31 protein-coding genes, 2 tRNA genes and 3 rRNA genes are annotated in these 22,405 nt (G+C 42.9%); 27 read left to right on the forward strand and 9 right to left on the reverse strand.

The genetic code is table 11. The features are described from left to right. Positions 1-29 precede the first annotated feature (29 nt). From PARA_RS02050 to PARA_RS02110, 14 genes are all read left to right on the forward strand, one after another. Positions 30-623 carry a phage baseplate assembly protein V gene (locus PARA_RS02050; RefSeq protein WP_014064330.1) on the forward strand — a complete coding sequence of 198 codons (594 nt, stop codon included), beginning with the start codon at positions 30-32 and terminating at the stop codon, positions 621-623. Further along, the gene (locus tag PARA_RS02055) at positions 623-973 is read left to right on the forward strand and encodes a GPW/gp25 family protein (protein ID WP_014064331.1); all 351 of its coding nucleotides are present in this window, start codon (positions 623-625) and stop codon (positions 971-973) included. Before PARA_RS02050 ends, PARA_RS02055 begins: the two co-directional genes overlap by 1 nt. After that, a complete protein-coding gene (locus PARA_RS02060; protein WP_014064332.1) occupies positions 957-1,871 on the forward strand; it encodes a baseplate assembly protein in 915 nt (304 codons plus the stop codon). Before PARA_RS02055 ends, PARA_RS02060 begins: the two co-directional genes overlap by 17 nt. Beyond that, complete coding sequence (locus PARA_RS02065; RefSeq protein ID WP_014064333.1) at positions 1,861-2,397, forward strand: phage tail protein I; 537 nt, start codon at positions 1,861-1,863, stop codon at positions 2,395-2,397. Before PARA_RS02060 ends, PARA_RS02065 begins: the two co-directional genes overlap by 11 nt. A gap of 8 nt (positions 2,398-2,405) precedes the next feature. Next, positions 2,406-4,328, forward strand: coding sequence for a phage tail protein (locus PARA_RS10245; protein ID WP_014064334.1), 1,923 nt, complete (start codon positions 2,406-2,408; stop codon positions 4,326-4,328). 18 nt (positions 4,329-4,346) lie between these two features. Continuing rightward, complete coding sequence (locus PARA_RS02075) at positions 4,347-4,931, forward strand: hypothetical protein (protein ID WP_014064335.1); 585 nt, start codon at positions 4,347-4,349, stop codon at positions 4,929-4,931. After that, positions 4,916-5,188, forward strand: coding sequence for a hypothetical protein (locus PARA_RS02080; RefSeq protein ID WP_014064336.1), 273 nt, complete (start codon positions 4,916-4,918; stop codon positions 5,186-5,188). Before PARA_RS02075 ends, PARA_RS02080 begins: the two co-directional genes overlap by 16 nt. A 117-nt stretch (positions 5,189-5,305) precedes the next feature. Beyond that, positions 5,306-6,490, forward strand: coding sequence for a phage tail sheath subtilisin-like domain-containing protein (locus tag PARA_RS02085; protein WP_014064337.1), 1,185 nt, complete (start codon positions 5,306-5,308; stop codon positions 6,488-6,490). 3 nt (positions 6,491-6,493) lie between these two features. After that, positions 6,494-7,000 (forward strand): phage major tail tube protein, encoded by a 507-nt coding sequence (locus PARA_RS02090; protein WP_005700105.1) that lies wholly within the window; start codon positions 6,494-6,496, stop codon positions 6,998-7,000. A 78-nt stretch (positions 7,001-7,078) separates the two neighbouring features. Beyond that, positions 7,079-7,372, forward strand: a complete 294-nt coding sequence (locus tag PARA_RS02095) for a phage tail assembly protein (RefSeq protein ID WP_005700107.1) — start codon at positions 7,079-7,081, stop codon at positions 7,370-7,372. Next, on the forward strand, positions 7,372-7,518 hold the full coding sequence (locus PARA_RS02100; protein ID WP_005700138.1) for a GpE family phage tail protein: 147 nt from the start codon (positions 7,372-7,374) through the stop codon (positions 7,516-7,518). The genes PARA_RS02095 and PARA_RS02100 overlap by 1 nt, the downstream gene beginning before the upstream one ends. Next, positions 7,499-7,624 (forward strand): hypothetical protein, encoded by a 126-nt coding sequence (locus PARA_RS10485; RefSeq protein ID WP_014064338.1) that lies wholly within the window; start codon positions 7,499-7,501, stop codon positions 7,622-7,624. The genes PARA_RS02100 and PARA_RS10485 overlap by 20 nt, the downstream gene beginning before the upstream one ends. A gap of 223 nt (positions 7,625-7,847) precedes the next feature. Then, a complete protein-coding gene (locus PARA_RS02105; protein ID WP_005700061.1) occupies positions 7,848-8,285 on the forward strand; it encodes a phage tail protein in 438 nt (145 codons plus the stop codon). Beyond that, positions 8,285-9,478, forward strand: coding sequence for a phage late control D family protein (locus PARA_RS02110; RefSeq protein ID WP_014064339.1), 1,194 nt, complete (start codon positions 8,285-8,287; stop codon positions 9,476-9,478). Before PARA_RS02105 ends, PARA_RS02110 begins: the two co-directional genes overlap by 1 nt. A 27-nt stretch (positions 9,479-9,505) precedes the next feature. Here PARA_RS02110 and PARA_RS02115 read toward each other — a convergent pair whose 3' ends face one another. The 3 genes from PARA_RS02115 to PARA_RS02125 are packed head-to-tail and all read right to left on the reverse strand — an operon-like array spanning position 9,506 to position 11,271. Further along, the gene (locus tag PARA_RS02115; RefSeq protein WP_014064340.1) at positions 9,506-9,898 is read right to left on the reverse strand and encodes a hypothetical protein; all 393 of its coding nucleotides are present in this window, start codon (positions 9,896-9,898) and stop codon (positions 9,506-9,508) included. Further along, complete coding sequence (locus tag PARA_RS02120; RefSeq protein ID WP_014064341.1) at positions 9,886-10,587, reverse strand: WYL domain-containing protein; 702 nt, start codon at positions 10,585-10,587, stop codon at positions 9,886-9,888. Before PARA_RS02120 ends, PARA_RS02115 begins: the two co-directional genes overlap by 13 nt. Positions 10,588-10,596: 9 nt before the next feature. After that, positions 10,597-11,271, reverse strand: a complete 675-nt coding sequence (locus PARA_RS02125) for a LexA family transcriptional regulator (protein ID WP_014064342.1) — start codon at positions 11,269-11,271, stop codon at positions 10,597-10,599. A gap of 119 nt (positions 11,272-11,390) precedes the next feature. On the opposite strand from PARA_RS02125, the gene PARA_RS02130 reads away from it, so the two are divergent. Continuing rightward, positions 11,391-11,603: a helix-turn-helix domain-containing protein gene (locus PARA_RS02130; protein WP_014064343.1), complete on the forward strand. Its 213-nt coding sequence runs from the start codon at positions 11,391-11,393 to the stop codon at positions 11,601-11,603. Positions 11,604-11,638: 35 nt separating this feature from the next. Here PARA_RS02130 and PARA_RS02135 read toward each other — a convergent pair whose 3' ends face one another. Continuing rightward, positions 11,639-12,061 (reverse strand): hypothetical protein, encoded by a 423-nt coding sequence (locus PARA_RS02135; RefSeq protein WP_005700172.1) that lies wholly within the window; start codon positions 12,059-12,061, stop codon positions 11,639-11,641. Between the two features lie 11 nt (positions 12,062-12,072). On the opposite strand from PARA_RS02135, the gene PARA_RS02140 reads away from it, so the two are divergent. The 12 genes from PARA_RS02140 (at position 12,073) to PARA_RS02185 (ending at position 18,702) form a co-directional block, all read left to right on the forward strand. Continuing rightward, on the forward strand, positions 12,073-12,270 hold the full coding sequence (locus PARA_RS02140; protein ID WP_005700108.1) for a hypothetical protein: 198 nt from the start codon (positions 12,073-12,075) through the stop codon (positions 12,268-12,270). A gap of 42 nt (positions 12,271-12,312) precedes the next feature. Continuing rightward, a complete protein-coding gene (locus PARA_RS10385) occupies positions 12,313-12,468 on the forward strand; it encodes a hypothetical protein (protein WP_005633752.1) in 156 nt (51 codons plus the stop codon). Positions 12,469-12,513: 45 nt separating this feature from the next. Next, positions 12,514-12,756 (forward strand): hypothetical protein, encoded by a 243-nt coding sequence (locus tag PARA_RS10250; protein ID WP_080351297.1) that lies wholly within the window; start codon positions 12,514-12,516, stop codon positions 12,754-12,756. Positions 12,757-12,900: 144 nt separating this feature from the next. After that, the gene (locus PARA_RS02145; RefSeq protein WP_014064344.1) at positions 12,901-13,110 is read left to right on the forward strand and encodes a hypothetical protein; all 210 of its coding nucleotides are present in this window, start codon (positions 12,901-12,903) and stop codon (positions 13,108-13,110) included. A 15-nt stretch (positions 13,111-13,125) separates the two neighbouring features. After that, the gene (locus PARA_RS02150; RefSeq protein ID WP_014064345.1) at positions 13,126-13,485 is read left to right on the forward strand and encodes a hypothetical protein; all 360 of its coding nucleotides are present in this window, start codon (positions 13,126-13,128) and stop codon (positions 13,483-13,485) included. Between the two features lie 8 nt (positions 13,486-13,493). Beyond that, positions 13,494-13,748 carry a hypothetical protein gene (locus PARA_RS02155; protein WP_014064346.1) on the forward strand — a complete coding sequence of 85 codons (255 nt, stop codon included), beginning with the start codon at positions 13,494-13,496 and terminating at the stop codon, positions 13,746-13,748. After that, positions 13,715-13,993 (forward strand): ANR family transcriptional regulator, encoded by a 279-nt coding sequence (locus PARA_RS02160; RefSeq protein WP_231844652.1) that lies wholly within the window; start codon positions 13,715-13,717, stop codon positions 13,991-13,993. The genes PARA_RS02155 and PARA_RS02160 overlap by 34 nt, the downstream gene beginning before the upstream one ends. 118 nt (positions 13,994-14,111) lie before the next feature. Then, positions 14,112-14,420, forward strand: a complete 309-nt coding sequence (locus PARA_RS02165) for a hypothetical protein (protein ID WP_005700155.1) — start codon at positions 14,112-14,114, stop codon at positions 14,418-14,420. A gap of 7 nt (positions 14,421-14,427) precedes the next feature. Further along, complete coding sequence (locus PARA_RS02170) at positions 14,428-16,626, forward strand: replication endonuclease (protein ID WP_014064349.1); 2,199 nt, start codon at positions 14,428-14,430, stop codon at positions 16,624-16,626. 266 nt (positions 16,627-16,892) lie between these two features. Beyond that, a complete protein-coding gene (locus PARA_RS02175) occupies positions 16,893-17,408 on the forward strand; it encodes a MazG-like family protein (RefSeq protein WP_014064351.1) in 516 nt (171 codons plus the stop codon). Beyond that, positions 17,405-17,737, forward strand: a complete 333-nt coding sequence (locus PARA_RS10390) for a helix-turn-helix domain-containing protein (protein WP_041918306.1) — start codon at positions 17,405-17,407, stop codon at positions 17,735-17,737. The genes PARA_RS02175 and PARA_RS10390 overlap by 4 nt, the downstream gene beginning before the upstream one ends. Continuing rightward, positions 17,647-18,702, forward strand: coding sequence for a tyrosine-type recombinase/integrase (locus tag PARA_RS02185; RefSeq protein WP_041918200.1), 1,056 nt, complete (start codon positions 17,647-17,649; stop codon positions 18,700-18,702). Before PARA_RS10390 ends, PARA_RS02185 begins: the two co-directional genes overlap by 91 nt. 17 nt (positions 18,703-18,719) lie before the next feature. Here the strand turns inward: PARA_RS02185 and PARA_RS02190 are convergent. The 5 genes from PARA_RS02190 to PARA_RS02210 form a co-directional block, all read right to left on the reverse strand. Further along, positions 18,720-18,795 (reverse strand) — tRNA-Trp (locus tag PARA_RS02190). Between the two features lie 15 nt (positions 18,796-18,810). Next, a tRNA-Asp gene (locus PARA_RS02195) sits at positions 18,811-18,887 on the reverse strand. A 14-nt stretch (positions 18,888-18,901) separates the two neighbouring features. Further along, positions 18,902-19,017 (reverse strand): 5S ribosomal RNA (rrf, locus tag PARA_RS02200). Between the two features lie 50 nt (positions 19,018-19,067). Further along, positions 19,068-19,183 (reverse strand): 5S ribosomal RNA (rrf, locus tag PARA_RS02205). 147 nt (positions 19,184-19,330) lie between these two features. Continuing rightward, positions 19,331-22,228 (reverse strand): 23S ribosomal RNA (locus PARA_RS02210). Positions 22,229-22,405 lie beyond the last annotated feature (177 nt).

The following is a 22,405-nucleotide window of genomic DNA, read 5'->3' on the forward strand; positions in this document are numbered from 1 at the left end:
GGGCAATTATTACAAGTAGAAATCCGCCCATGTCAGCCGATAACAACCGCAGAATTGAAAGCATTATCCGCTTTGGCTTAATTGCCGAAGTCGATTACGCACAAGCAAAAGCACGGGTAAAGTGCGGTGAAATATTGACGGATTTTTTACCATTTATCACTTTGCGTTCCGGAACGACAAAAACATGGTCGCCGCCAACACAAGGCGAACAATGTGTCATCTTAGCGGCAAGTGGCGAACTGACAACAGCGTGCATCATCACAGGGCTTTACACTCAAAACAGCCCAAGCCATTCAGCCGATGAACACGTGATCGAATTTGCCGATGGCGCAAAAATCACCTACAACCAAGCAAACAGCGATTTGGTTGTGACAGGAATAAAAACCGCCACTATCACCGCCGCCAATCAAATCAATATTGACTGCCCCACTGTCAATATTAAAGGCGATGTGAATATTGACGGGGATTTATCTACAACAGGCACAACCACAAGCAAGGGCGCAATTAGCACACAAGGGGCAATTTCAGCAAAAGGCGACATTAAAGGCGGAAATATTAGCTTACAAAGCCACGTTCACGTTGCACAAGGTGAAAAAGTACGAACAAGCAAGGCAACAGCATAATGAATAGATTTACAGGCGAGAAAATAACAAGCGAAACGGAACATATCAAGCAGTCAATCGCAGACATTTTATTGACGCCAATCGGATCACGCTTACAACGCCGAGATTATGGCAGCCGTATTCCAGAACTGATTGACAGACCAATGAACCACGCTTTGTTGCTCCAACTTGCCGCAAGTGCGGTGATGGCATTGCACAAATGGGAACCCCGCGTGACGATTAGCCAATTTAAACCACAACTTACAGAAAACGGCATCACTTGCTCAATCGTGGGCAGAACAAGAAATCAAAACAATATCATCAATTATGATGATGTATGGCTAGGCGGTAAGAATGAGCGAATTAGTTGATCTATCAAAACTGGACGCACCAAAAGTTTTAGAAGATTTAGATTTTGAAACCTTACTTGCGGAAAGAAAACAAGAATTCATCAAATTATTTGACGAATCAGAACGTGCATTCTGGCAGTCTCGCTTAAGCCTTGAAAGCGAACCCATTACAAAACTCTTACAAGAAGTTGTCTATTTGCAACTGCTTGAACGCACACGCATCAATCAAGCCGCACAGGCAACCATGCTTGCTTATGCAACAGGGAGCGATTTAGACGTTATCGCCGCCAACTACAACGTAAAACGCTTACTTATTCAAGCGGAAGATAACTCAACGACACCACCAAAGCCCGCAATCTACGAAAGCGATGCGGAACTTCGAATTCGAACACAACTAGCCTTTGAAGGAATGTCAGTCGCAGGGCCAAGAAACGCTTATGTGTTTCACGCCTTATCCGCTCACGCCGATGTGGCTGACGTGTCAGTTGTATCACCTGAACCCGCCAATGTTACCGTCACTATTTTAAGCCGAACTGGGCAAGGCGTAGCAAGTGAACAAGTGTTGAAAGCCGTCCGAGAAAAATTGAATGAAGAAACCATTCGACCAATCGGGGATCGTGTAACAGTGCAAAGTGCCACAATCCAAACATACGAAATCCGAGCAAAATTGCATTTATATCGTGGGCCTGAATATGAAGCAATAAAAGCTGAAGCGATGAAAAAACTCACTGCATACACCGCAGAAAAACGCAGATTAGGTCGAGATATTAGCTTATCGGGAATTTATGCTGCACTACACCTTGAAGGCGTTCAACGAGTGGAATTACTCGCACCAACAGCCGATATTGTTTTGCCTAGCTCAAAATCAGGCTATTGCACAAATATTAATATTGAGATTGTAGTAAGTGATGATTACTAGTCACCTATTGCCAACTGGTTCAACAAAACTGGAGAAACGAGCCGCAGAAATTTTAAAAAGTGCGGTTGAAAATCCAGTCATTATTGCTGACTTGATCAACCCTGACAAATGCCCATCGGAGCTTCTTTCCTATTTGGCGTGGGCATTTTCGGTGGACAAGTGGGATGAAGATTGGAGCGAAGAAGTTAAACGCATTGCCATTAAACAATCTTTTTTCGTGCATAAACACAAAGGCACCATTGCCGCCGTAAAACGAGTGATCGAACCAATAGGCTATCTTGTCGAATTAAAAGAATGGTTCAATCAAAAACCGCAAGGCAAAGCCGGCACATTTAGTGTTACCGTAGAAGTACCGGAAACAGGACTGAATGAGCAAACTTACAACGAATTAGTGCGATTAATTAATGATGTAAAACCTGTTTCACGCCATTTATCACAGCTCGCCATCGCCATTTCTCCAACTGGCACAATGAATACATTCTTTGGGCAACAAACAGGCGAAATCATCAGCGTTTACCCTATTTAAGGATTTATATGACAGCACAATATTTCACAGTATTAACAGACTACGGCACACAAGCTTTTGCTAACGCCATCGCAACCAATCAACCAATTCAATTTTCAAGCTTTGCAGTGGGTGACGGTAACGGACAAGCCGTCACCCCAACGGCAGACCGCACAGCATTGGTGAAAGAGACACACCGTGGGAATGTCAGTGCCGTATCACTCGATCCACGCAACAACAAGCAAATCATCATTGAATTGACCATTCCGGAAGATGTGGGCGGGTTTTATATCCGAGAAATGGGCGTTTTCGATAGCACAAACAAATTAGTGGCGTATGCAAATACGCCTGAAAGTTTTAAGCCAACGCTTGAAAGCGGAAGCGGCAAGGTGCAAGTGTTGCGGATGATTTTAAAAGTCAGCAATTCCCAAGCTGTCACATTGAGTATAGATAATTCGGTGATTTTTGTTACCCGTCAGCAATTAAACCCGAAAAAAATCACATCGCAAACCGCAAATGGATTTGATGATAGCGGGCATACACACGAAATCGAAACCGCCGACACAACAAAAGCAGGTATTGTGCAACTTACCGATGACACGGGGCTTGATAGTGACAAGTTGGGCTTGTCTGCAAGAGCCGGTAAAAAACTTGCACAGCTCATCAGCAAGGTTCAACTCGCCCTTGGCAATTACATTCCAAACAACAAAAAATCAAATTCAGTCACAAGCAACAGTAATGAAGATGTGGCGACATCGTCAGCCGTCAAAACGGCTTATGATAAAGGTGTGGAAGCAAAAACTGCTGCAGATAATGCAAACCAAAATGCTGACGGTCGTGTATCTAAATCAGGCGATACGATGACAGGCGATATGTCATTTAAGCAAGGTGATTACAGTGGTATTAATTTATATAACAATGATGGATACTACTTGAGGCTCGAAGGCAATAATCACGCTAACGGCTCTATGCTTACTGCGGTATATCGTAAGCCAAACGGTGAAAACGTGGCAGTGGTATCTTTTCCAAAAAGAGATGGTACGATCGCTTATGTTAATGACGTCGTCGCAAAAAGTGGCGACAGCATGAAGGGCACACTCACATTTACCGGCGCAACTGAAAACTATTATATTGGAAATTACTCATGGCGTATGCCGATTAAGTTTTCGGGTGATACGTTTATTGGTAACGAAGTCACCGGAATTGGATTTAACAACAATGGCTCATTAAATCTCGGCGGTCGAAAAAATAGCTCTGAATTTATCGCAACGATTGACAGTGAGGGGATTTATACCGGTGGTGTTGTGCGTGCTACCGGACATACCGCGAAAGCATATGGACAGGGCGGATTTGCCAATCAATGGACCGACAAAAATGCACCGTATGCAGTACATAACCCAAATGCCAACGGGAAAAATATCTATTATCCCTTTATCAAGGGGTTTAACACCAATGGCAATCAATATGGCACGGCATTTAGTTTTGGGTATATGACCCCCGGGACAATTGATCAATTTGGCAGCGGCGCCATCCATTTACTTACGGATAGCGGCAACGGCAAAATATGGTGGTTTGGACACGATGGGGTATTACGGGGAGATGATTTTGTCACGACTGACGGTAAACGCCTCTCAGACTTACCGAGAGAACGCCTTATTTGGCAAGGGTCAACGGATAACCCAATCACAGTTAATGCGCAAGTTAGCAAAGGCGCGTTATTTATATTGATGGATACTCCCAATGGACCAAACGCGAATCGCCCAATTTGGTTCAGCGCGCCCATCGAACAATGCCACGACACACGCATCGGCGAATACGATACAGGCGGAACCGCTGGTGACTATAACTATGTCACTCTCGCGTTGTTGCATCGTAATGGTAACAATATCACTATCACCCCACAAAGTGACGGGCGCAAACCAAGAATTAAAAAAGTCGTCGTATTTGGTTAACTTAACTAAGGATAAAAAATGAAAGTGTATTTTTCAAAAAAAGATATTGGCCAATATGTTATCTATCCTGCCCCCGAAGATGAATCATTGTATTTTGTGTTGGACGTTGAATCTGACGATGAGTTAGCGCAAAAAACACCGGTATTACATCAAGACAAATTAGTGTTAGTGGACAAACAACCTACTAAAGATCACGAGTGGAACGGTAAAAGTTGGGTTATCCCTAAAGAAAAGCAAACAGCGCTTTTAATTAAGCGAAAAAATAATTTAATGCAAATTATTGCCAATAAAACCGATAATTTTAAATCTCAATATCTTGCAGGCTATTCGCAAGCCGAAATCGACAGTTTTTACCGACAAGAACGTGAGGCGCGAAACGAATTGCCGTTGATGTTACTTACTGAAATTTTTGAAGGGCGCGATGACTTAAAATCAGTAGATGAGCTGAAAAAGAAAGTAATTGAAAAAGCGGATTTGTTTGCAATCATAATGGGAAAATTGTTTGCCATTAAGCAAGGGTTTGAAGCCCACATTGAAAAGGCTCAAACAATGGAAGATCTAGATAAAATTGAAGAGGATATTAACAAATGGCAAAAAATTTAAAAACATGGGGCTATCACGTTTTAATCGCTGCAGATCAGTTTTTTAATGCTCTTACTGGCGGTGCGGCAGATGAAACATTATCAAGTCGCACCTATCGCGGAGCGATATTAGCCGAGCAACCGAAAAAACGGTGGCGTGTACTCTACCGTTTCATCAATGGATTATTTAGAGATAAAAACCATTGCAAGACCGCATATGAAAGCGAAATAAACGGCAAGCAACAAGACGAGCGTTTTCCATCACGAATAAACAAATAAAAGGGCGAAAGCCCTTTTTGTTACCCCGTTTTTCACACTTCCAACCGCTCGCACTGCTCCATTCTCTCGATCACAATAAAGACATTATTTAACCAATAGAAACCATAGGGCTAAAATATGTCTGATGAATATCTCCATGGGGTCAAGGTAACGGAAATTGCCGAAGCCTTGCGAACACTCACCACATCATCCACTGCCGTGATCGGTTTAGTGGCAACGGCAGCAGATGCAGATGCAACTGTTTTCCCACTCAATAAACCCACTCTTTTAACAGGTATCACCGCCGAAGTCCAAGCGAAAGCCGGCAAACAAGGCACATTATCCCGTGCATTAGATGGCATTGCTGACATCGTGAATTGTAAAGTGGTCGTCATTCGAGTGGAAGAAAACGACGATGAAAGCACCATGAAAGCAAACGTCATCGGTACAGTGGACAGCGAAGGAAATTACACTGGCTTGAAAGCGTTCTTGGTATCTGCTGCCGTTTGTGGCGTGAAACCGCGTATTTTCTGCGTGCCGAAGTATGACAGCCAAGATGTTACCACCGAGCTTTTAAGCGTGGCGAAAAAACTGAATGGCTTTGTGTATGCATCGTGCGGATCAGCAAAAACCAAAGAAGAAGCGGTCACTTATCGCCGTAATTTCTCACAGCGTGAATTAATGCTGATTTTCGGTGACTTCTTGTCATTCAACCCGAACACCAAAGCAACCGAAGTGGATTATGCAGTTGTCCGCGCGGCGGCAATGCGAGCGTATCAAGATAAAGAATACGGCTGGCACACTTGCATTTCAAACAAAGGTTTGACTGGCGTGACTGGCGTAACTAAACCGCTTTCATTCGACATCAACGACAGTGCGACCGATGTCAACTATCTGAACGAACAAGGCATCACTTGTTGTGTGAATCACAATGGCTTCAAACTATGGGGCTTGCGCACCTGTTCAGCCGACAAGTTATTCATCTACGAAAACTACACTCGCACCGCACAAGTGTTGAAAGACACTATCGCACAATCATTTGATTGGGCAGTAGATAAAAACATCAGTGTGATGTTGGTGAAAGAAATCGTGGAAGCGATCAATGCGAAATGGCGTGAATATGTGGCGAAAGGTTACTTAGTCGGCGGTAAAGCATTTATCAATTCATCACTGAACACTGCCGCCACATTAAAAGATGCAAAATTGCTTGTGTCTTATGATTACTGCCCTGTTCCGCCATTAGAACAATTAGGCTTTAACCAATACATCAGCGATGAATACCTTGTGGAATTCGCCGCAGAGATTGCCAAAGTAGGAGCATAACAAATGGCTTTACCACGTAAATTAAAACTCATGAACTTCTTGGCAGACGGTAATTCTTACCGTGGCCAAGTCACCGAAATCACACAACCTAAATTAGCAATGAAACTGGAAGAATACCGTGCAGGCGGCATGATTGGTCCAGTGAAAGTGAATTTAGGCGTGGAAGGCTTGGAAGCGCAATTCAAAATGGGCGGGTATATGACCGAACTCATCAAAGAATTTGGCGGCAAAATTGACGGTTCAGCATTACGTTTTGCGGGTGCATATCAACAAGACGACACAGAAGAAGTCACCGCTATTGAATTGATTATGCGTGGTCGTTTCAGCGAAATTGACAACGGCACAAGCAAATCAGGCGATGACACCGAACAAAGCTATACCGTGCCATTAACCTATTACAAAATCATCGAAAACGGCAAAGATTTGGTCGAGATTGATTTACTCAACTCAATCTTTATTGTCGGCGGCACTGACCGCTTGGCAGAACACCGTTCAGCGATTGGCATCTAATCACCACCTAGCCCCGCAAGGGGCTTTTATTAAATCACCCACCCACGCTTAAGCGTGGCATTTTTAAAGGTATAAAAAATGAAAAACGAAAACAGCAAAGTGATCACATTAACCAATCCACTTGTGCGTGGCGAAACTAAAATCACCGAAATCACCGTCAACAAACCAACCGTGCCGGCATTAAAAGGCTTGAAAATGTTTGACGTGTTGCAAATGGACGTGGACGCATTGCAAGTGTTGCTCACTCGCGTGACAAATCCTGTATTGCACAAATCCGACTTTTCCACAATGGAAGTGGCAGACTTCACCGAGCTTGCGGCGGTGGCTGTCGGTTTTTTAGGGAAGAATTCGGAAGCGGAAGCGACCGAATAATGATTGCCGCCACGGTAGAAGATGCCATGGCGGACATTGCATTAATTTTCCATTGGCAACCACAAGCCTTTGAGCAAATGACATTTGCCGAATTAATGACATGGCGAGAAAAAGCAAGGGAACGAAATGAAACAGAAAATGATTGATTATGTATTAAATATGCCACGGCATATTGTATGGCGTGGAATCTTTATTCTTTCCATTGCCTTTTGGTTGCTTGTGATTTTCGGCATTGCCTTTCTCTTTCGCTAACTCACCAAGTGCGGTCAGAAATCACGGGATTTTTTGACCGCATTTTCTTTAGGAAGTAAACCATGAAATCAATTCTAATATTCTTTTTCTATTTTTTATCAATTATTGCTGTCACAGGGTACGCCACGTTTTTGATGTATCACAACATTGACGGGTGGGGATGGGTTATTTTTATTGATGTTTTATTGATGTTAATGACAGTCAAAGTTGAGGACGATAAATAATGTTTCAAAACTTTGCTTTAGCCGCACTTGGTATGTTCGTTTTTACACGGCAAACCGTGCCTTTCCAAAGCTTAGACCGCACATCAACGTGGCGACATCCAACCAATGCGATTGTGGGGGCGATGCCGAAATCACAATTCACCGGTAAGGAAAGCGAAACCGTGACAATCGGCGGGCGACTTATTCCAGAAATAACGGGCGGCAGATTTTCCATTAAAGCGTTGGAATTAATGGCAGACAGTGGCGGTGCCTTTCCACTGATTGACGGTGCAACCTTTGAAATCATCGGCTTTTTTGTGATCGAAAACATCCAAGAAACCCGCACCGAATTCTTTGGCGATGGCGCACCCCGTGCCATTGACTTCACCATGAACCTTAAACGCACTGACGATCCGATGTTGATTGCCATTGCAGACAGTTTAATGAGTAATCTTTAATGTTAGGCTTAGATTTTAACGATAATCACCGCACCCCAGCTTTTAAAGTGGTGATCACCACGAAAGACAAAAAACAGCAAGACATCACGCAAGTGGTATCAAGCCGTCTGATCAATTTGTCCTTAACCGATAATCGCGGATTGGAAGCGGACACGCTAGACTTAGAATTATCCGACCATGACGGCAAACTGGCTTTGCCGCCACGCAATGCCATAATCAGCCTTGCACTGGGTTGGAAAGGAAAACCGCTTATTGAGAAAGGCAAATATTCCGTGGATGAAGTGCAGTTTTCTGGCGGAGCAAATTCAGCCGACAGGCTAACCATTCGCGCAAGAGCAGCCGATTTAAAAGGCACATTAACAGAACAAAAAGAACGGTCATTCCATAAAATCCATTTAGATGATTTAGTCGAACAAATCGCCAATGAACACGGGTTAGATTGTTTTGTGGCAGTTGGGCTGCATAATCCATTAATCGACCACATAGACCAAACTAATGAAAGCGACATCAATCTATTGACACGCCTTGCCGAGCAATATGATGCGATGGTGACAGTCAAGAATGAAGTTTTGTTATTTATGGATTTAGGCGCAGGGAAAAGCGCAAGCGGAAAGCCTTTGCCATCCTATAAAATCACAAAAAAACAAGGCGACAACTACAATTTTTCCATTGCTGAAAGTGAAAACTACAAAGCCGTGCGGGCGTATTGGCACGATACGGACAGTGGAAAGCGTGGCGAAGTAACAGTTGATGAAAACACCAAGATTGTGAAAAAACAGCGAATGACGAAAGGCAGAACGCTGAAAAACGGCACAGTGAAAGGAAACCGATTAAGCAAACGCAAATACAACGAAATTGAGCAACAAGAACCCATTACAAGTGACAGTTCTCAAATAAAATCACTGCGACACACCTATCCAAGCGAAAAAACCGCTATCACCGCCGCCAAGTCCGCTTTTGATAAGTTAAAACGTGGCGTGGCAACATTTAGCCTTAATCTAGCATTTGGGGATCCAATGTTAATGCCAGAAAGCATTGTCGAGCTGTCAGGATTTAAAGCAGAAATTGACGCAGCAAGTTGGATAATCACTAGAGTCACGCACAATCTTTCAGATAGCGGATTTACCAGTCAAATTGAATGCGAATTGAAAGTGGAAGATGAAGAAGTGGACGTGAAGAAGGTGAAAAAATAAAGCGGTCGATTGACCGCTTTATCTGTTTTAACGAATCTTATCTAATATATCATCAATATCTCCACTTAATTTATCACGCAATGATGTTATTTGCGGATAACCAGATTCGTTAGTGTATTCATGAACATACACTCTATCATAGCCGGCCAAGGTTTGGCGGACATTTGCTGGCATAACTCTAGAGTTTTTAATTTTTCTATAGTTATCAGATAATGTGTTCGCTTTTCCTTGTAAATTAGCTTGAATTGCGTGATCTCTTCCATCGCAATAATAACCCGCGCCATCAATATCAAATAACTTCCTATTTTGCTGATGAGCTTTGTTTATTTCATCATCTATTGCATCTTTTAGATCATCTAAATTATCTAATAAGTCAGCAAATATACGGAGATCATCCGCAATCGTATTTAGTTTTGCCATTTGGTAATTTCCCCTGTTTCTATCATGTTTATAAACTGGCTTTCATTTAACAATATCGCTCCAACATTCATTGCAGCATCAATTTTTGACGGCCCCGCGTTATATCCTGTCACTAAAAAATCCAAATTGTGCGTCACTGTTTTTCGCACTTTAAAATCATGAACCTTTGCAAGAATTTCCAAATGTTCCTTATCGGCTTTTGAAAAGCCTGTAAAACAAATTTCGAGCGGGCTTGATTTTGCTTTTTTAGTCTGAAGTTTTGGTTGGTATTTGACCGTGTCAATTCCTTGTCTTTCTAACCATTCTTCAACAGGATAATATTCACCTTCTTGTTCGATTAATCCATCAATGCGATCAAGACGGAATGTTCTTGTGTCATTTGCAGTATAGCAATACCCCTCAATATAAACATCATCAACATGAACCACACGCACTTTGCGATGTTTTGTTATGCCATCTGCATTAGTGTATGTGAATTCAATGACATCTTTATTTTTAAGTGGCATTGAAACTGCTTCATATTCTTTTTTGATAGACTGCTTTTGTTTTTTCTTTTTCGACCTAATGTAAAAAAAGACTATCGGCGCAACAATACAAAAGAAAAATCCACCTGCAGTATTACCGAAATATTCAGAAATCATTCCAGTAATGACTAAGAGCAGAAACGCCAACAATAAGCAAATAATCACTAAAGGGTCCTACCACTTCCGCCACTTCATCGGCATGCTGAATATTACCCTGCCGTGGATAAATACATCGTCATCTTGCGTGAATGTCCATTCTTTGTATGTTGGATTGTCGGAAATGACGAGCATTTCTTTTCCCACTTTTTGCAAGCGTTTGATGAATGTTTGGCCGTCAAAGGTGAAAACATAAAGACCGTCGGCGGCAAAGTAATTTTCGGAAATATCCACGTAAAGCAAATCACCGCTTTCAAGGGTTGGCGCCATGCTATCCCCTTTCACTGTGATCAACTTCAAATATTTTGCATCAGCACGTCCGAATTGTTGACGGAAGAACGTTAAATCAAATTCTTGTGAAAGCAAGCCTTGTTCGGTTGGGCTTAAATATGCCCCGTTTCCGGCACTCGCTTCCACGTCCAAAATATCAATCCGCACTGTGTTTGGGTTTTGCGGTTCGCTCACTTCTACAATGCGATAAGACGGATCAGGGTCGCCTTCCCCTGTTTTTAACCAATGCGGGTCCACATTAAGTGCGGCCGCAATTTCTAAAATATTTTTAGGGTTTAATGTTTCGCCATTTGCAATCTTTGCGATTGCTGGTTGAGAAACTCCAATCATCTTTGCAAAAGCATTCATTGAAAGATGTTTTTCGTAAAGTAAAGTTTTAAAGCGTGTAGATAAATCAGGCATTTTTTCTCCTTTAGTGTGATAGTTTAAAACCTAAGTTATAAAATATCATCAAAAAAGTTATTGCAATATTAAAACTTTCAGATTAATATGTTTCAAACTTTAGTTTTATAGGTAATTTTATGAAAGGAATTAAACAAGCAGTTGCACTTTGCAACGGGCAATCTTCCCTTGCTAGAGCTTGCGGAGTGAGCCAAACAGCAGTGCTTAAGTGGCTTTGCGGTGGAAAAATGGATGTGAAATATATTCCCGCCATTATCAAAGCAACAGAAGGCAAAGTAAGAGCCGAAGATTTACGCCCTGATGTAGATTGGGCAGTGATTCGGAATAGTTAAACAATGTGAACAAACACCGGAAGACGATGGCAATACTAGCCAGTTTTTTGTTTTAACAGTGGCGGCAACGCCACAATGCCGATGGCATAAAACATGGCTTTTAACGAGGCGTATTGCTTAATGGCTTGTTGCGGAACTTCGCTGAAATTAAAGCCAAATTGTTGTAGTTCCGCTTGGCTGAAACTACCGAGTGCAAAGACAAAAATGCAAACGCCACATAAGTAGGAATGTTGTCCTTGAATGTGCAAGTGTTTGGTGTACGGAATCGTTTTTTTATATACCCAATAAATCACGAATGACATCAACAGCAATATAACAAGTTGAATATCGGCATTGATTTCCGGCACAAGTGCAAAGCGAGTGTAGACATAAACTAACCCGAATGTCGCCCAATAAGCCACGGTATCAATGATGATGCCTTTCGCAAAAATCAGGTGTTTTTTTATTTTTTCGAACATAGGAGTGCCTTATGGCTAAAAAAGTGGATGAACAATTATGGGTTCGCGTATTGGAACTTGAACAAGCCTTGAAAGACCAGGAAAAACAAACCAAGCAAAGAATAGACGAACTGGGACAGCAATACCATGATCACCATAACCATTTACCAGCTTTATGTTTTATCTGCGCTGTAATAGGAACGTTCTGTGCATTCCAATTTTTTAGATAGCAAAAGTATAACAAAGTAAACAAAAACAACAAGGAAAAGGGTGTGGCGAAAACAGAAAAAAAACGCGAACTAAAATCTGAAATTATTGCATTTCGTGTGACGGCAAGTTTTAAAGAAAAGTTACAAGAAATGGCTCAAGCGGATAAACGGGAATTGAATGATTTTATCCGTTTGAAATTGGAAGAATGTATTAATTAATGGGTCAGTGATTCGGAATAGTTAAACAATAAAAGGTGATAAATAGTGAACGTAGATCATAAATGCGCAAATTGCGGAAGTAATAACATCCGTGTGCGAACTTCCGAAAAAATCGGTTTGTTGTCAATCGACGTGTTGGCTTACTGCAACAACTGCGGCACAGAATTAAGAGTGCAAAGCCAAATTACAAGAGTAAGAACGCCAATCTATAACGACCGCCCAGAAGCATTAAGTGCGAATAAGCCGTTAAATCAGATTGACGAGCGTCAGCAAGAAATCGACATCTAGTCTTTAATTTCCATCAAGATTTTTAAACACCGTCGTTTGAAGAAATTCATTCGACAGGATTTTTGCATCCAAAATTTAGGGAGAACCAAAAAATGAGCAACAAAAAAATACACCTACGACAACGGCAGAACACGCAAAGACCGTGTGAATGTATGGCAGTTAGAAAAACGTGTGAAAAAGTTGGAAGCGCAAATTCAAATCATCAACCGTCACATTAATCATCAAGCAGGATTAAACCAACAACAAGTGCTATTGAATGAAAGCCTTCACGACCGTGTGGCACTGCTTGAAAAAGCAAGTTGGAGCAAGCAAGGGATGTTTGGTCGTTGGTTAAGTTGGGTTCAAGGGAAATAAGCAAGGGGGCGTGTGATGTACGTTTCAGGCAAAGAAAGTGCGGCGGCAAAATTCTGCAAAGAAAATCAAATTGCGGTTGAGCCTGTGCAAAGTTGGGGCGATTGCCGCCATGTGATCGGTAAAAGTCGCTATCGCGTGGAATACGCTTTCAGCAACCTTTCACAAGGCGAAAGAGAAATCCTGTTGGCAATGGCAGAACTCGACATCAATGATTTAGTTAGCACCACATTTTCAGGCGAGAAACTACACCACTACACCGAAAACGGACAACGCAAAATCGCCAAAGCGTTTCGCAAAGTGAGGTTGATTTCGGGGATGTTTCCGAAAGGCATTACCGAACGCGAATTCACATTGATTGATAAAGCATTGAATTAGGGGGAAGTATGGCAACCGTTATTTTAAGTCGTGGCGCATTGAGCATTGTGGCAAAGGAATATTATCAAAAACTCAATAAGGCGCAGGAAAAACTCTTCGCTTACATCTATCACTTAGACAAAGGCGATGAAGAACAAGCAAGACAAGCATTTAACGAATTTATTGAAAACGGTGATTTAGCGACAAAAGCACGCCAAATCTTTTTGCAAAAATACAGCGATTGGGAGCAATGGCAAGCCAATCCACGGAGAAAATCAGCATGAGAACAAAATTCATCGCCTTTAAAACGGCAATCGAAACCGCCGCAGAAGCAGAACGCGAAAAACAATATTTAAAAGCCGCACAGTTTTGGCGCAAAGCCTATCAGTTAGCACCAACACCGGAAGAAGATTGGTGCTTTGCACGTGCAGATCGTTGTTTTAAAGCCGCCATTGATACAGGCGCAATCAAGGTAAGAAAAAGCAGACAGTTAGATTTCAAGGATTTTTGGGAGAAAGGCAATGAGTGATTTTTTCATTGGATTAGCGGTGGTGATGTTGGGCTGTTTTATGGCTGCCGCCTTATTAGATGCCGCCTTGTGTTGGTTGGCAAGTTGGATAAGCAAGCACTTTTAAGGATAAAACAAAATGAGTACCGATATTTACATCAATTTAGATTGCGGAGCCGAATTACAAATCACCAAGATTGGCGACCGCTTTCAAGTGTTAGAGATTGTCGCAGATAGTGACGGTTGGCGAAAACAAAAAGCAAGAGTGATTGGGCGATTACATAACACCATCATTGGCGCAGTGAATGAAGTCCGCAACTTTGCCTTAGCACAATATGAAGTGCTTTCACTCACTGAAATGGAAAGTGCGATCAACTCAACCAATCAAGCCATTAAAGATTACTTTGATCAGCACAATGAATATTTAGCCAACTTACAAAGAGCATAGAAATAAAATGATGAACTGGGAGCAACAACGAGACAATAACATCGCTAAACGTGATTTGGCGATGGAAGAAGCTCGTTTGGCAAGAATGGAAAGTGCGGCTAAAACTAACCGCACTTTAGACTTGCCGCAAGCAACTGCCGCACAAATTGAGCTGTTTGCGGTTGCTCCTAATCATTTTGATTATGTTGAAAAACTGCTTTCAGATTTACCACGCAAACGCCAACGTGAACACTTCCGCAATGTGTGGTTGCGTGCTTATCGCAGTGTGAAAGATGATGGGTCAATTAGTTTTAGCTTAGGCAATAAACAAGCCCGCATTGCCAACACCACCTTGCGTGATGTTTTAACCAATCGTTTGGAAGCCGTTTTTGAGCAATATCGCATATCTGTTTCGTGGTTGCTTGAACGCAAACACTATTCCGCCAACTTGGCTATGCAAAAGCCTGTGGATAGTAAAGGCTTGCATTTTTATCTATTAGGCGAACGCCAATTAAAAGAGATCGCCTACAAACTCGCCTTGCACTTCAACGGATTGCAAAGCGATTTTGTGGAAGATTGTGCCAATCAAAAAGCCATTGGGCTATTAAGTGCGGTCGATTTTTCACGTTTAAGCAGTGATCTGCACCGCCTTTGTGCTGATGTTTGCAAGAACATTGGCTTTCCACTTAAAAGCCAACACCGCCTAGAAGAAGGGAAACGCCTTTCTGTGCAACAGCAAGAAGGCGAATTGTTGCGTGTGGTATGCGAAAAATACTGGTTTCGCACATTACGCAACACGCAAAAACGCCTTATCGAGCATTTGGCGATTGGTTGCGGTGAAGTATCGGCAAAAGTTAGCCCTTACATTTCAACAGGTACATTGAGCGATTACCGCAATCAACAAAAAGCCAACCTGGAATATTTAAAACAGATGATTATTGAAAACATTGACGATCCATCCGACCAGGTGGAATTGATGGCAATGTGGCAAAAATCTTCCGGTAATCCTGCCATCCGTTTCAACGAGATGATGAACCGCTTGCGTGGCGTGGACGAATGGGCCACTGAAAAAGGCTATGTGTCATTGTTCTTAACCATGACCGCCCCTTCATCGTTCCATGCGACACACAACAACGGCACAAATAACAAGAAATGGAAAGGTGCAGACCCACGCACAACCCACGCTTATTTAAGTAAGAATTGGGCGCAGTTGCGTGCATTGTTTGCTAAGCGTGGCATAGGATTTTTTGGTATGCGTGGCGTTGAGCCACACCATGACGCCACACCACACTGGCACTTGCTTGTGTATGTGAAAGCGGAAGATAAAGAAGAAGTGATCCGTTTATTTAAATCAAAAGCTTTAGAGTTAGACGGCGATGAATTCGGGGCGAAAAAACACCGTTGCCGTGTTGATGAAATTGACCCTGCAAAAGGTTCTGCCGTTTCTTATATTGCGAAATACATTGCCAAAAACATTTATGCAGGCAATCAGAAAGATGAAACATCAGACGAAGTGGAAGGATTGAAACTAGACGAAAACGTGCAACGTGTGCGTGCGTGGGCGAACCTTTGGGGCATTCGTCAATTCCAGTTTTACGGCAATCCGCCCATTTCTGTGTGGCGTGAATTACGCAAATTAGAAAAATGGCAATTAGATGATGTCGATGACAAGACCATTGCAGACGCGCAAGCCGTTTGTGATGTGGCTTGTTTTGCAAGCTATTTAGAGTTGCAAGGGGGCGCAATGGCTAAACGTGAAGATCAGCCATTATGCGTGGAATATGAAGAAAGCGAGCCGAACCAATACGGCGAAAGAAGAAAGAAAATTGTGGGGGTGAAAAACCGTTTCAGTTTAGCAAGTGTAAGAACAAAACTTAAAAATTGGATTATCAAAAAAGGCACAGTGGCAGATGTTGCAACTGATGCCAATGCGGAGACCACCGAAACAAACAAGGAGCGGAGCGACGCTTGGACTTGTGTCAGTAACTGTAACCGTTCAGAAATTGAACAAAAGGTAAAAAATGCACTTTTACCTGTCGGTTTTATGATTAATCGTTCACAAATTGATCTATTAATCAAACATAAACGGTTACGGCTTAATGACTTTCAGTGGATTTGTTATGAAAACGACAACGTTTTCATTAAAGAAGAAAAAATACCGCTCTTTTCTGTGAAAAAATTTAGTCAGAAAGTGACTGGATTTTGGGAAAGATTGGGGAAAATGTAGGTTAATTATGAAAAAAGTAAAAAAAAACAATAAAAATAAAACCGTCAGTGGAACGGATATCTAATGGCGTAAATTCGCCAGTAAGAAAAATTGTGCAAATTGCTATGTCAAATACTTTGTGCAATGAAGGTTATATGGAATCAATGATTGCTTTGTGTAACGATGGTTCTTTGTGGCAAAGAAACATCGGGATTACCGAACGCAAAAGCAACGGTGGTGAATGGTTTAGACTTAATGATATTCCGCAGGATTAAGGAGAAAATAGCATGTCAGATTTAAAACAACTTATTAAAAATATCGAAAATTGGGCAGAAGCTCGCAATTTGATTGAAGGTTCTACACCAAAAAAACAATTCATTAAATTAATGGAAGAATTCGGGGAGTTATGCAGTGGCGTATCTAAAAATAAAATAGACGTGGTGAAAGATAGCATCGGGGATTGCTTTGTGGTGATGGTGATTTTGGCGAGACAGTTCAACCAAAATGATTTGCTTGATGATATGGGATATATCTATGAGCATCCTAATTTCAATGACGATGGAAAATTAGAAAGAAGTTTGATTGATACAGCAGACTCATTTCTTTCATTTTTCTTTGAAAGCGAAAACCGCGAATTATTTAAGGCGAAAATATCGTTTGGATTTTGTATTTTAGGATTAAAAGAAGCGGCAGATTATTTTGAACTTGATTTTGACGAATGCGTTAAAGCAGCATGGGATGAAATCAAAGACCGCAAAGGGCGTATGATTGACGGCGTGTTTGTGAAAGAAGGTGATTTGTGATTACAGAAGAAAACACAACAAAATCCGAGCGCACTTTAACAATCAAGGAGGTCGCCGACCTCCTGAATTTAAGTTATAGCACCGTTTTTTCACACCGTTTTAAATGGGGCTTTTTCCAAATGGAAGGTTCAAAAGCTTGGCGAGTTTTTAGGGAAGATCTTGACCGTTGTAGAAAAAGAAAAAATAATGTCATCCGATTGATTGGATTGACTGATATAAAAAATGGAGGGAAAAATAAATGTCAATCTACAAGAGAGGAAACACATATTGGCTCGATATCACAACACCGAGTGGCGAACGAGTTAGACGAAGCACTGGGACTGAAGTAAAGAAAAAGGCTCAAGAATTACACGATAAGATCAAAGCAGAATTATGGGATATGGCGCACCTTAACAAGAAACCGCCTAAACTGTTTGAAGAAGCCTTGTTGTTATTTGTGGAAGATGCCAAGTTGAAAAAGGATTTTGATACTAACCGCAGACACGCCATTTATTGGCGTTCTGTTTTTAGTGGTTGGAAGTTGAGCGATATTACAGGCGAAAACATTATGGATAATTTGCCTACATACTCAACAACACACAAAAAAGCATTATCGCCATCAACTAAAAATAGATACAGAACATCTATTCTAAGAGTGCTTTCACTAGCTTATAAAAATGGCTGGATTGATAGAATCCCTTATGTGAAAAAATTCGTTGAACCAAAAGTCCGTGTGCGTTGGATTACTAAGGAACAAGCCACAACACTGATTTCAAATTTGAATTTAGCGTGGATGAAAAATGTGTGTTCTTTCGCGCTGTTCACAGGGGCGAGAATGACTGAAATTTTGTCAATGACGTGGGATAAGGTGGACTTTGACCGCAGCATTGCGATTGTTTCAAATGACGTGGCAAAATCGGGAAAGGCACGTGCATTACCGTTGAATAACACAGCTTTGGATTTGTTGCAAAAATTATACCAAAACCGCCGCAATGAATTTGTTTTTCATCGTGGTACTGATAAACAAATCGGGCGTATTGATTGGCATGATTTTCATCAAGCATTAGAGAAAAGTAATATTCAAAACTTCCGCTTTCACGATTTGCGCCATACGTGGGCGAGTTGGCATGTTCAGGCAGGCACGCCGCTTTATACGTTAAAGGAAATGGGCGGTTGGGAAACGTTAGAAATGGTAAAAAAATATGCACATTTAAATGCAGATCACATGATTGAGTTTGCGAATAATGTCACATTCACGCCACACGAAGATGACGATTTCTCACAGGAGAACTTTTATAATGTAGTAAATTATTGAAAAACAAGGGTTTAAAATGGCAGGGGCGGAGAGGCTCGAACTCCCAACACCCGGTTTTGGAGACCGGTGCTCTACCAATTGAACTACGCCCCTATTGGTATTAAGAATTGGCGGAATGGACGGGACTCGAACCCGCGACCCCCTGCGTGACAGGCAGGTATTCTAACCAGCTGAACTACCACTCCGCTAAATGAGGTATAATTGGCAGTGACCTACTCTCACATGGGGAAGCCCCACACTACCATCGGCGTAACAATGTTTCACTTCTGAGTTCGATATGGATTCAGGTGGGTCCATTGCACTGTTGCTGCCAAAATTTTTATTTTGTTAATTTACTCTAAAAATAAACTAACAAAATAAAAAGTACCTGGCGGTGTCCTACTCTCACATGGGGAAGCCCCACACTACCATCGGCGCATCGGCGTTTCACTTCTGAGTTCGGTATGGGGTCAGGTGGGACCACCGCTCTATCGCCGCCAGGATTATTCCTTTAATAACTTCTTCTATCTCTTTCTGCTCTCACTATCTCTAGTGCTCACAACCAAACAAGCTGATTTAACTTCAAAACTTTCTCTTTCTTCTCTGAGTTTGTTTCGTCTTCTCAACACCCAAAACCCTTGAGCGTTGTATAGTTAAGCCTCTCGGGCAATTAGTATCTGTTAGCTCAACGGCTCGCACCGCTTACACACCAGACCTATCTACGTCTTAGTCTTAAACAACCCTTACTGTCTTAAAGACAGGGAGAACTCATCTCTTGGCAAGTTTCGTGCTTAGATGCTTTCAGCACTTATCTCTTCCGCACTTAGCTACCCGGCAATGCGTCTGGCGACACAACCGGAACACCAGTGGTGCGTCCACTCCGGTCCTCTCGTACTAGGAGCAGCCCCAATCAATTCTCCAACGCCCACGGCAGATAGGGACCGAACTGTCTCACGACGTTCTAAACCCAGCTCGCGTACCACTTTAAATGGCGAACAGCCATACCCTTGGGACCTACTTCAGCCCCAGGATGTGATGAGCCGACATCGAGGTGCCAAACACCGCCGTCGATATGAACTCTTGGGCGGTATCAGCCTGTTATCCCCGGAGTACCTTTTATCCGTTGAGCGATGGCCCTTCCATTCAGAACCACCGGATCACTATGACCTACTTTCGTACCTGCTCGACTTGTCTGTCTCGCAGTTAAGCTTGCTTATACCATTGCACTAACCTGACGATGTCCGACCGTCATTAGCAAACCTTCGTGCTCCTCCGTTACTCTTTGGGAGGAGACCGCCCCAGTCAAACTACCCACCAGACACTGTCCGAGACCACGTTTCGTAATCTTCGTTAGAACATCAAACGTTAAAGGGTGGTATTTCAAGGACGACTCCAACAATACTGGCGTATCATCTTCATAGTCTCCCACCTATCCTACACATCAAAATTCAATGTTCAGTGTCAAGCTATAGTAAAGGTTCACGGGGTCTTTCCGTCTAGCCGCGGGTACACCGCATCTTCACGGCGATTTCAATTTCACTGAGTCTCGGGTGGAGACAGCCTGGCCATCATTATGCCATTCGTGCAGGTCGGAACTTACCCGACAAGGAATTTCGCTACCTTAGGACCGTTATAGTTACGGCCGCCGTTTACTGGGGCTTCGATCAGGAGCTTCTCTTTCGATTACACCATCAATTAACCTTCCAGCACCGGGCAGGCATCACACCCTATACGTCCACTTTCGTGTTTGCAGAGTGCTGTGTTTTTAATAAACAGTTGCAGCCAGCTGGTATCTTCGACCGGTTCAACCTTCGCCCGCAAGGGACTACAATCTACGCCGGCGCACCTTCTCCCGAAGTTACGGTGCTATTTTGCCTAGTTCCTTCACCCGAGTTCTCTCAAGCGCCTGAGTATTCTCTACCTGACCACCTGTGTCGGTTTTCAGTACGGTTTAGATAAACCTGAAGCTTAGTGGCTTTTCCTGGAAGTGTGGTATCGGTTACTTCAGCTCCGTAGAGCCTCGTCATCATCTCTCAGTGTTAAAGAAGTCCGGATTTGCCTAAACTTCACACCTACAAACTTAAACGCACATATCCAACAGTGCGATAACCTAACCTGCTCCGTCCCCACATCGCAGTTTATCCAAGTACGGGAATATTAACCCGTTTCCCATCGACTACGCTTTTCAGCCTCGCCTTAGGGGCCGACTCACCCTGCCCCGATTAACGTTGGACAGGAACCCTTGGTCTTCCGGCGAACGGGTTTTTCACCCGTTTTATCGTTACTTATGTCAGCATTCGCACTTCTGATACGTCCAGCAGCCCTCTCGAGCCACCTTCATCCGCTTACAGAACGCTCCCCTACCCAACAGACTTTCGTCTGATGCCGCAGCTTCGGTGCTATATTTGAGCCCCGTTACATCTTCCGCGCAGGCCGACTCGACTAGTGAGCTATTACGCTTTCTTTAAATGATGGCTGCTTCTAAGCCAACATCCTAGCTGTCTAAGCCTTCCCACTTCGTTTCCCACTTAATATAGACTTTGGGACCTTAGCTGGCGGTCTGGGTTGTTTCCCTCTCCACGACGGACGTTAGCACCCGCCGTGTGTCTCCTGAGTATCACTCTTCGGTATTCGTAGTTTGCATCGGGTTGGTAATCCGGGATGGACCCCTAGCCGAAACAGTGCTCTACCCCCGAAGGTGTCCGCTCAAGGCTCTACCTAAATAGATTTCGGGGAGAACCAGCTATCTCCCGGTTTGATTGGCCTTTCACCCCCAGCCACAAGTCATCCGCTAATTTTTCAACATTAGTCGGTTCGGTCCTCCAGTTAGTGTTACCCAACCTTCAACCTGCCCATGGCTAGATCACCGGGTTTCGGGTCTATACCTTGCAACTAGACGCCCAGTTAAGACTCGGTTTCCCTTCGGCTCCCCTATTCGGTTAACCTCGCTACAAAATATAAGTCGCTGACCCATTATACAAAAGGTACGCAGTCACCCTTAAAGGGCTCCCACTGCTTGTACGTACAAGGTTTCAGGTTCTATTTCACTCCCCTCACCGGGGTTCTTTTCGCCTTTCCTTCACAGTACTGGTTCACTATCGGTCAATCAGGAGTATTTAGCCTTGGAGGATGGTCCCCCCATCTTCAAACAGGATATCACGTGTCCCGCCCTACTTATCGTTAGCTTAGTACCATGACCTGGACTTCGAGTACGGGGCTATCACCCTGTATCGCCAAGCTTCCCAGCTTGTTCCTCTGTCTCTGTCATTATCACTAACAGGCTCCTTCGCGTTCGCTCGCCGCTACTAACGAAATCTCGGTTGATTTCTTTTCCTCGGGGTACTTAGATGTTTCAGTTCTCCCGGTTTGCCTCACTTACCTATGGATTCAGTAAGTGATAGTAGATTCTTCATCTACTGGGTTTCCCCATTCGGACATCTTGGATTAAACGCCTCTTATCGACTCATCCAAGCTTTTCGCAGATTAGCACGTCCTTCGTCGCCTCTGATTGCCAAGGCATCCACCTTGTACGCTTAGTCACTTAACTATACAACCTCAAAAATTCTTGATGTTGTGTTTTCAACTAAACACTTGATTGCTTTTGTTCAATCAAGATTTTCTTCTTACTCAGACTTTTTCTTATCCTTTAAAGGACTTGAAAGTCTCTTCAGTTTTTCAGCTTGTTTCCTGGTTGTTAAAGAACAGAAATAACATTTTCAGTTAT

Origin of the sequence: Haemophilus parainfluenzae T3T1 (genome assembly GCF_000210895.1) — a bacterium.
In the GTDB taxonomy this organism is placed as follows: Bacteria; Pseudomonadota; Gammaproteobacteria; order Enterobacterales; family Pasteurellaceae; genus Haemophilus_D; species Haemophilus_D parainfluenzae_A.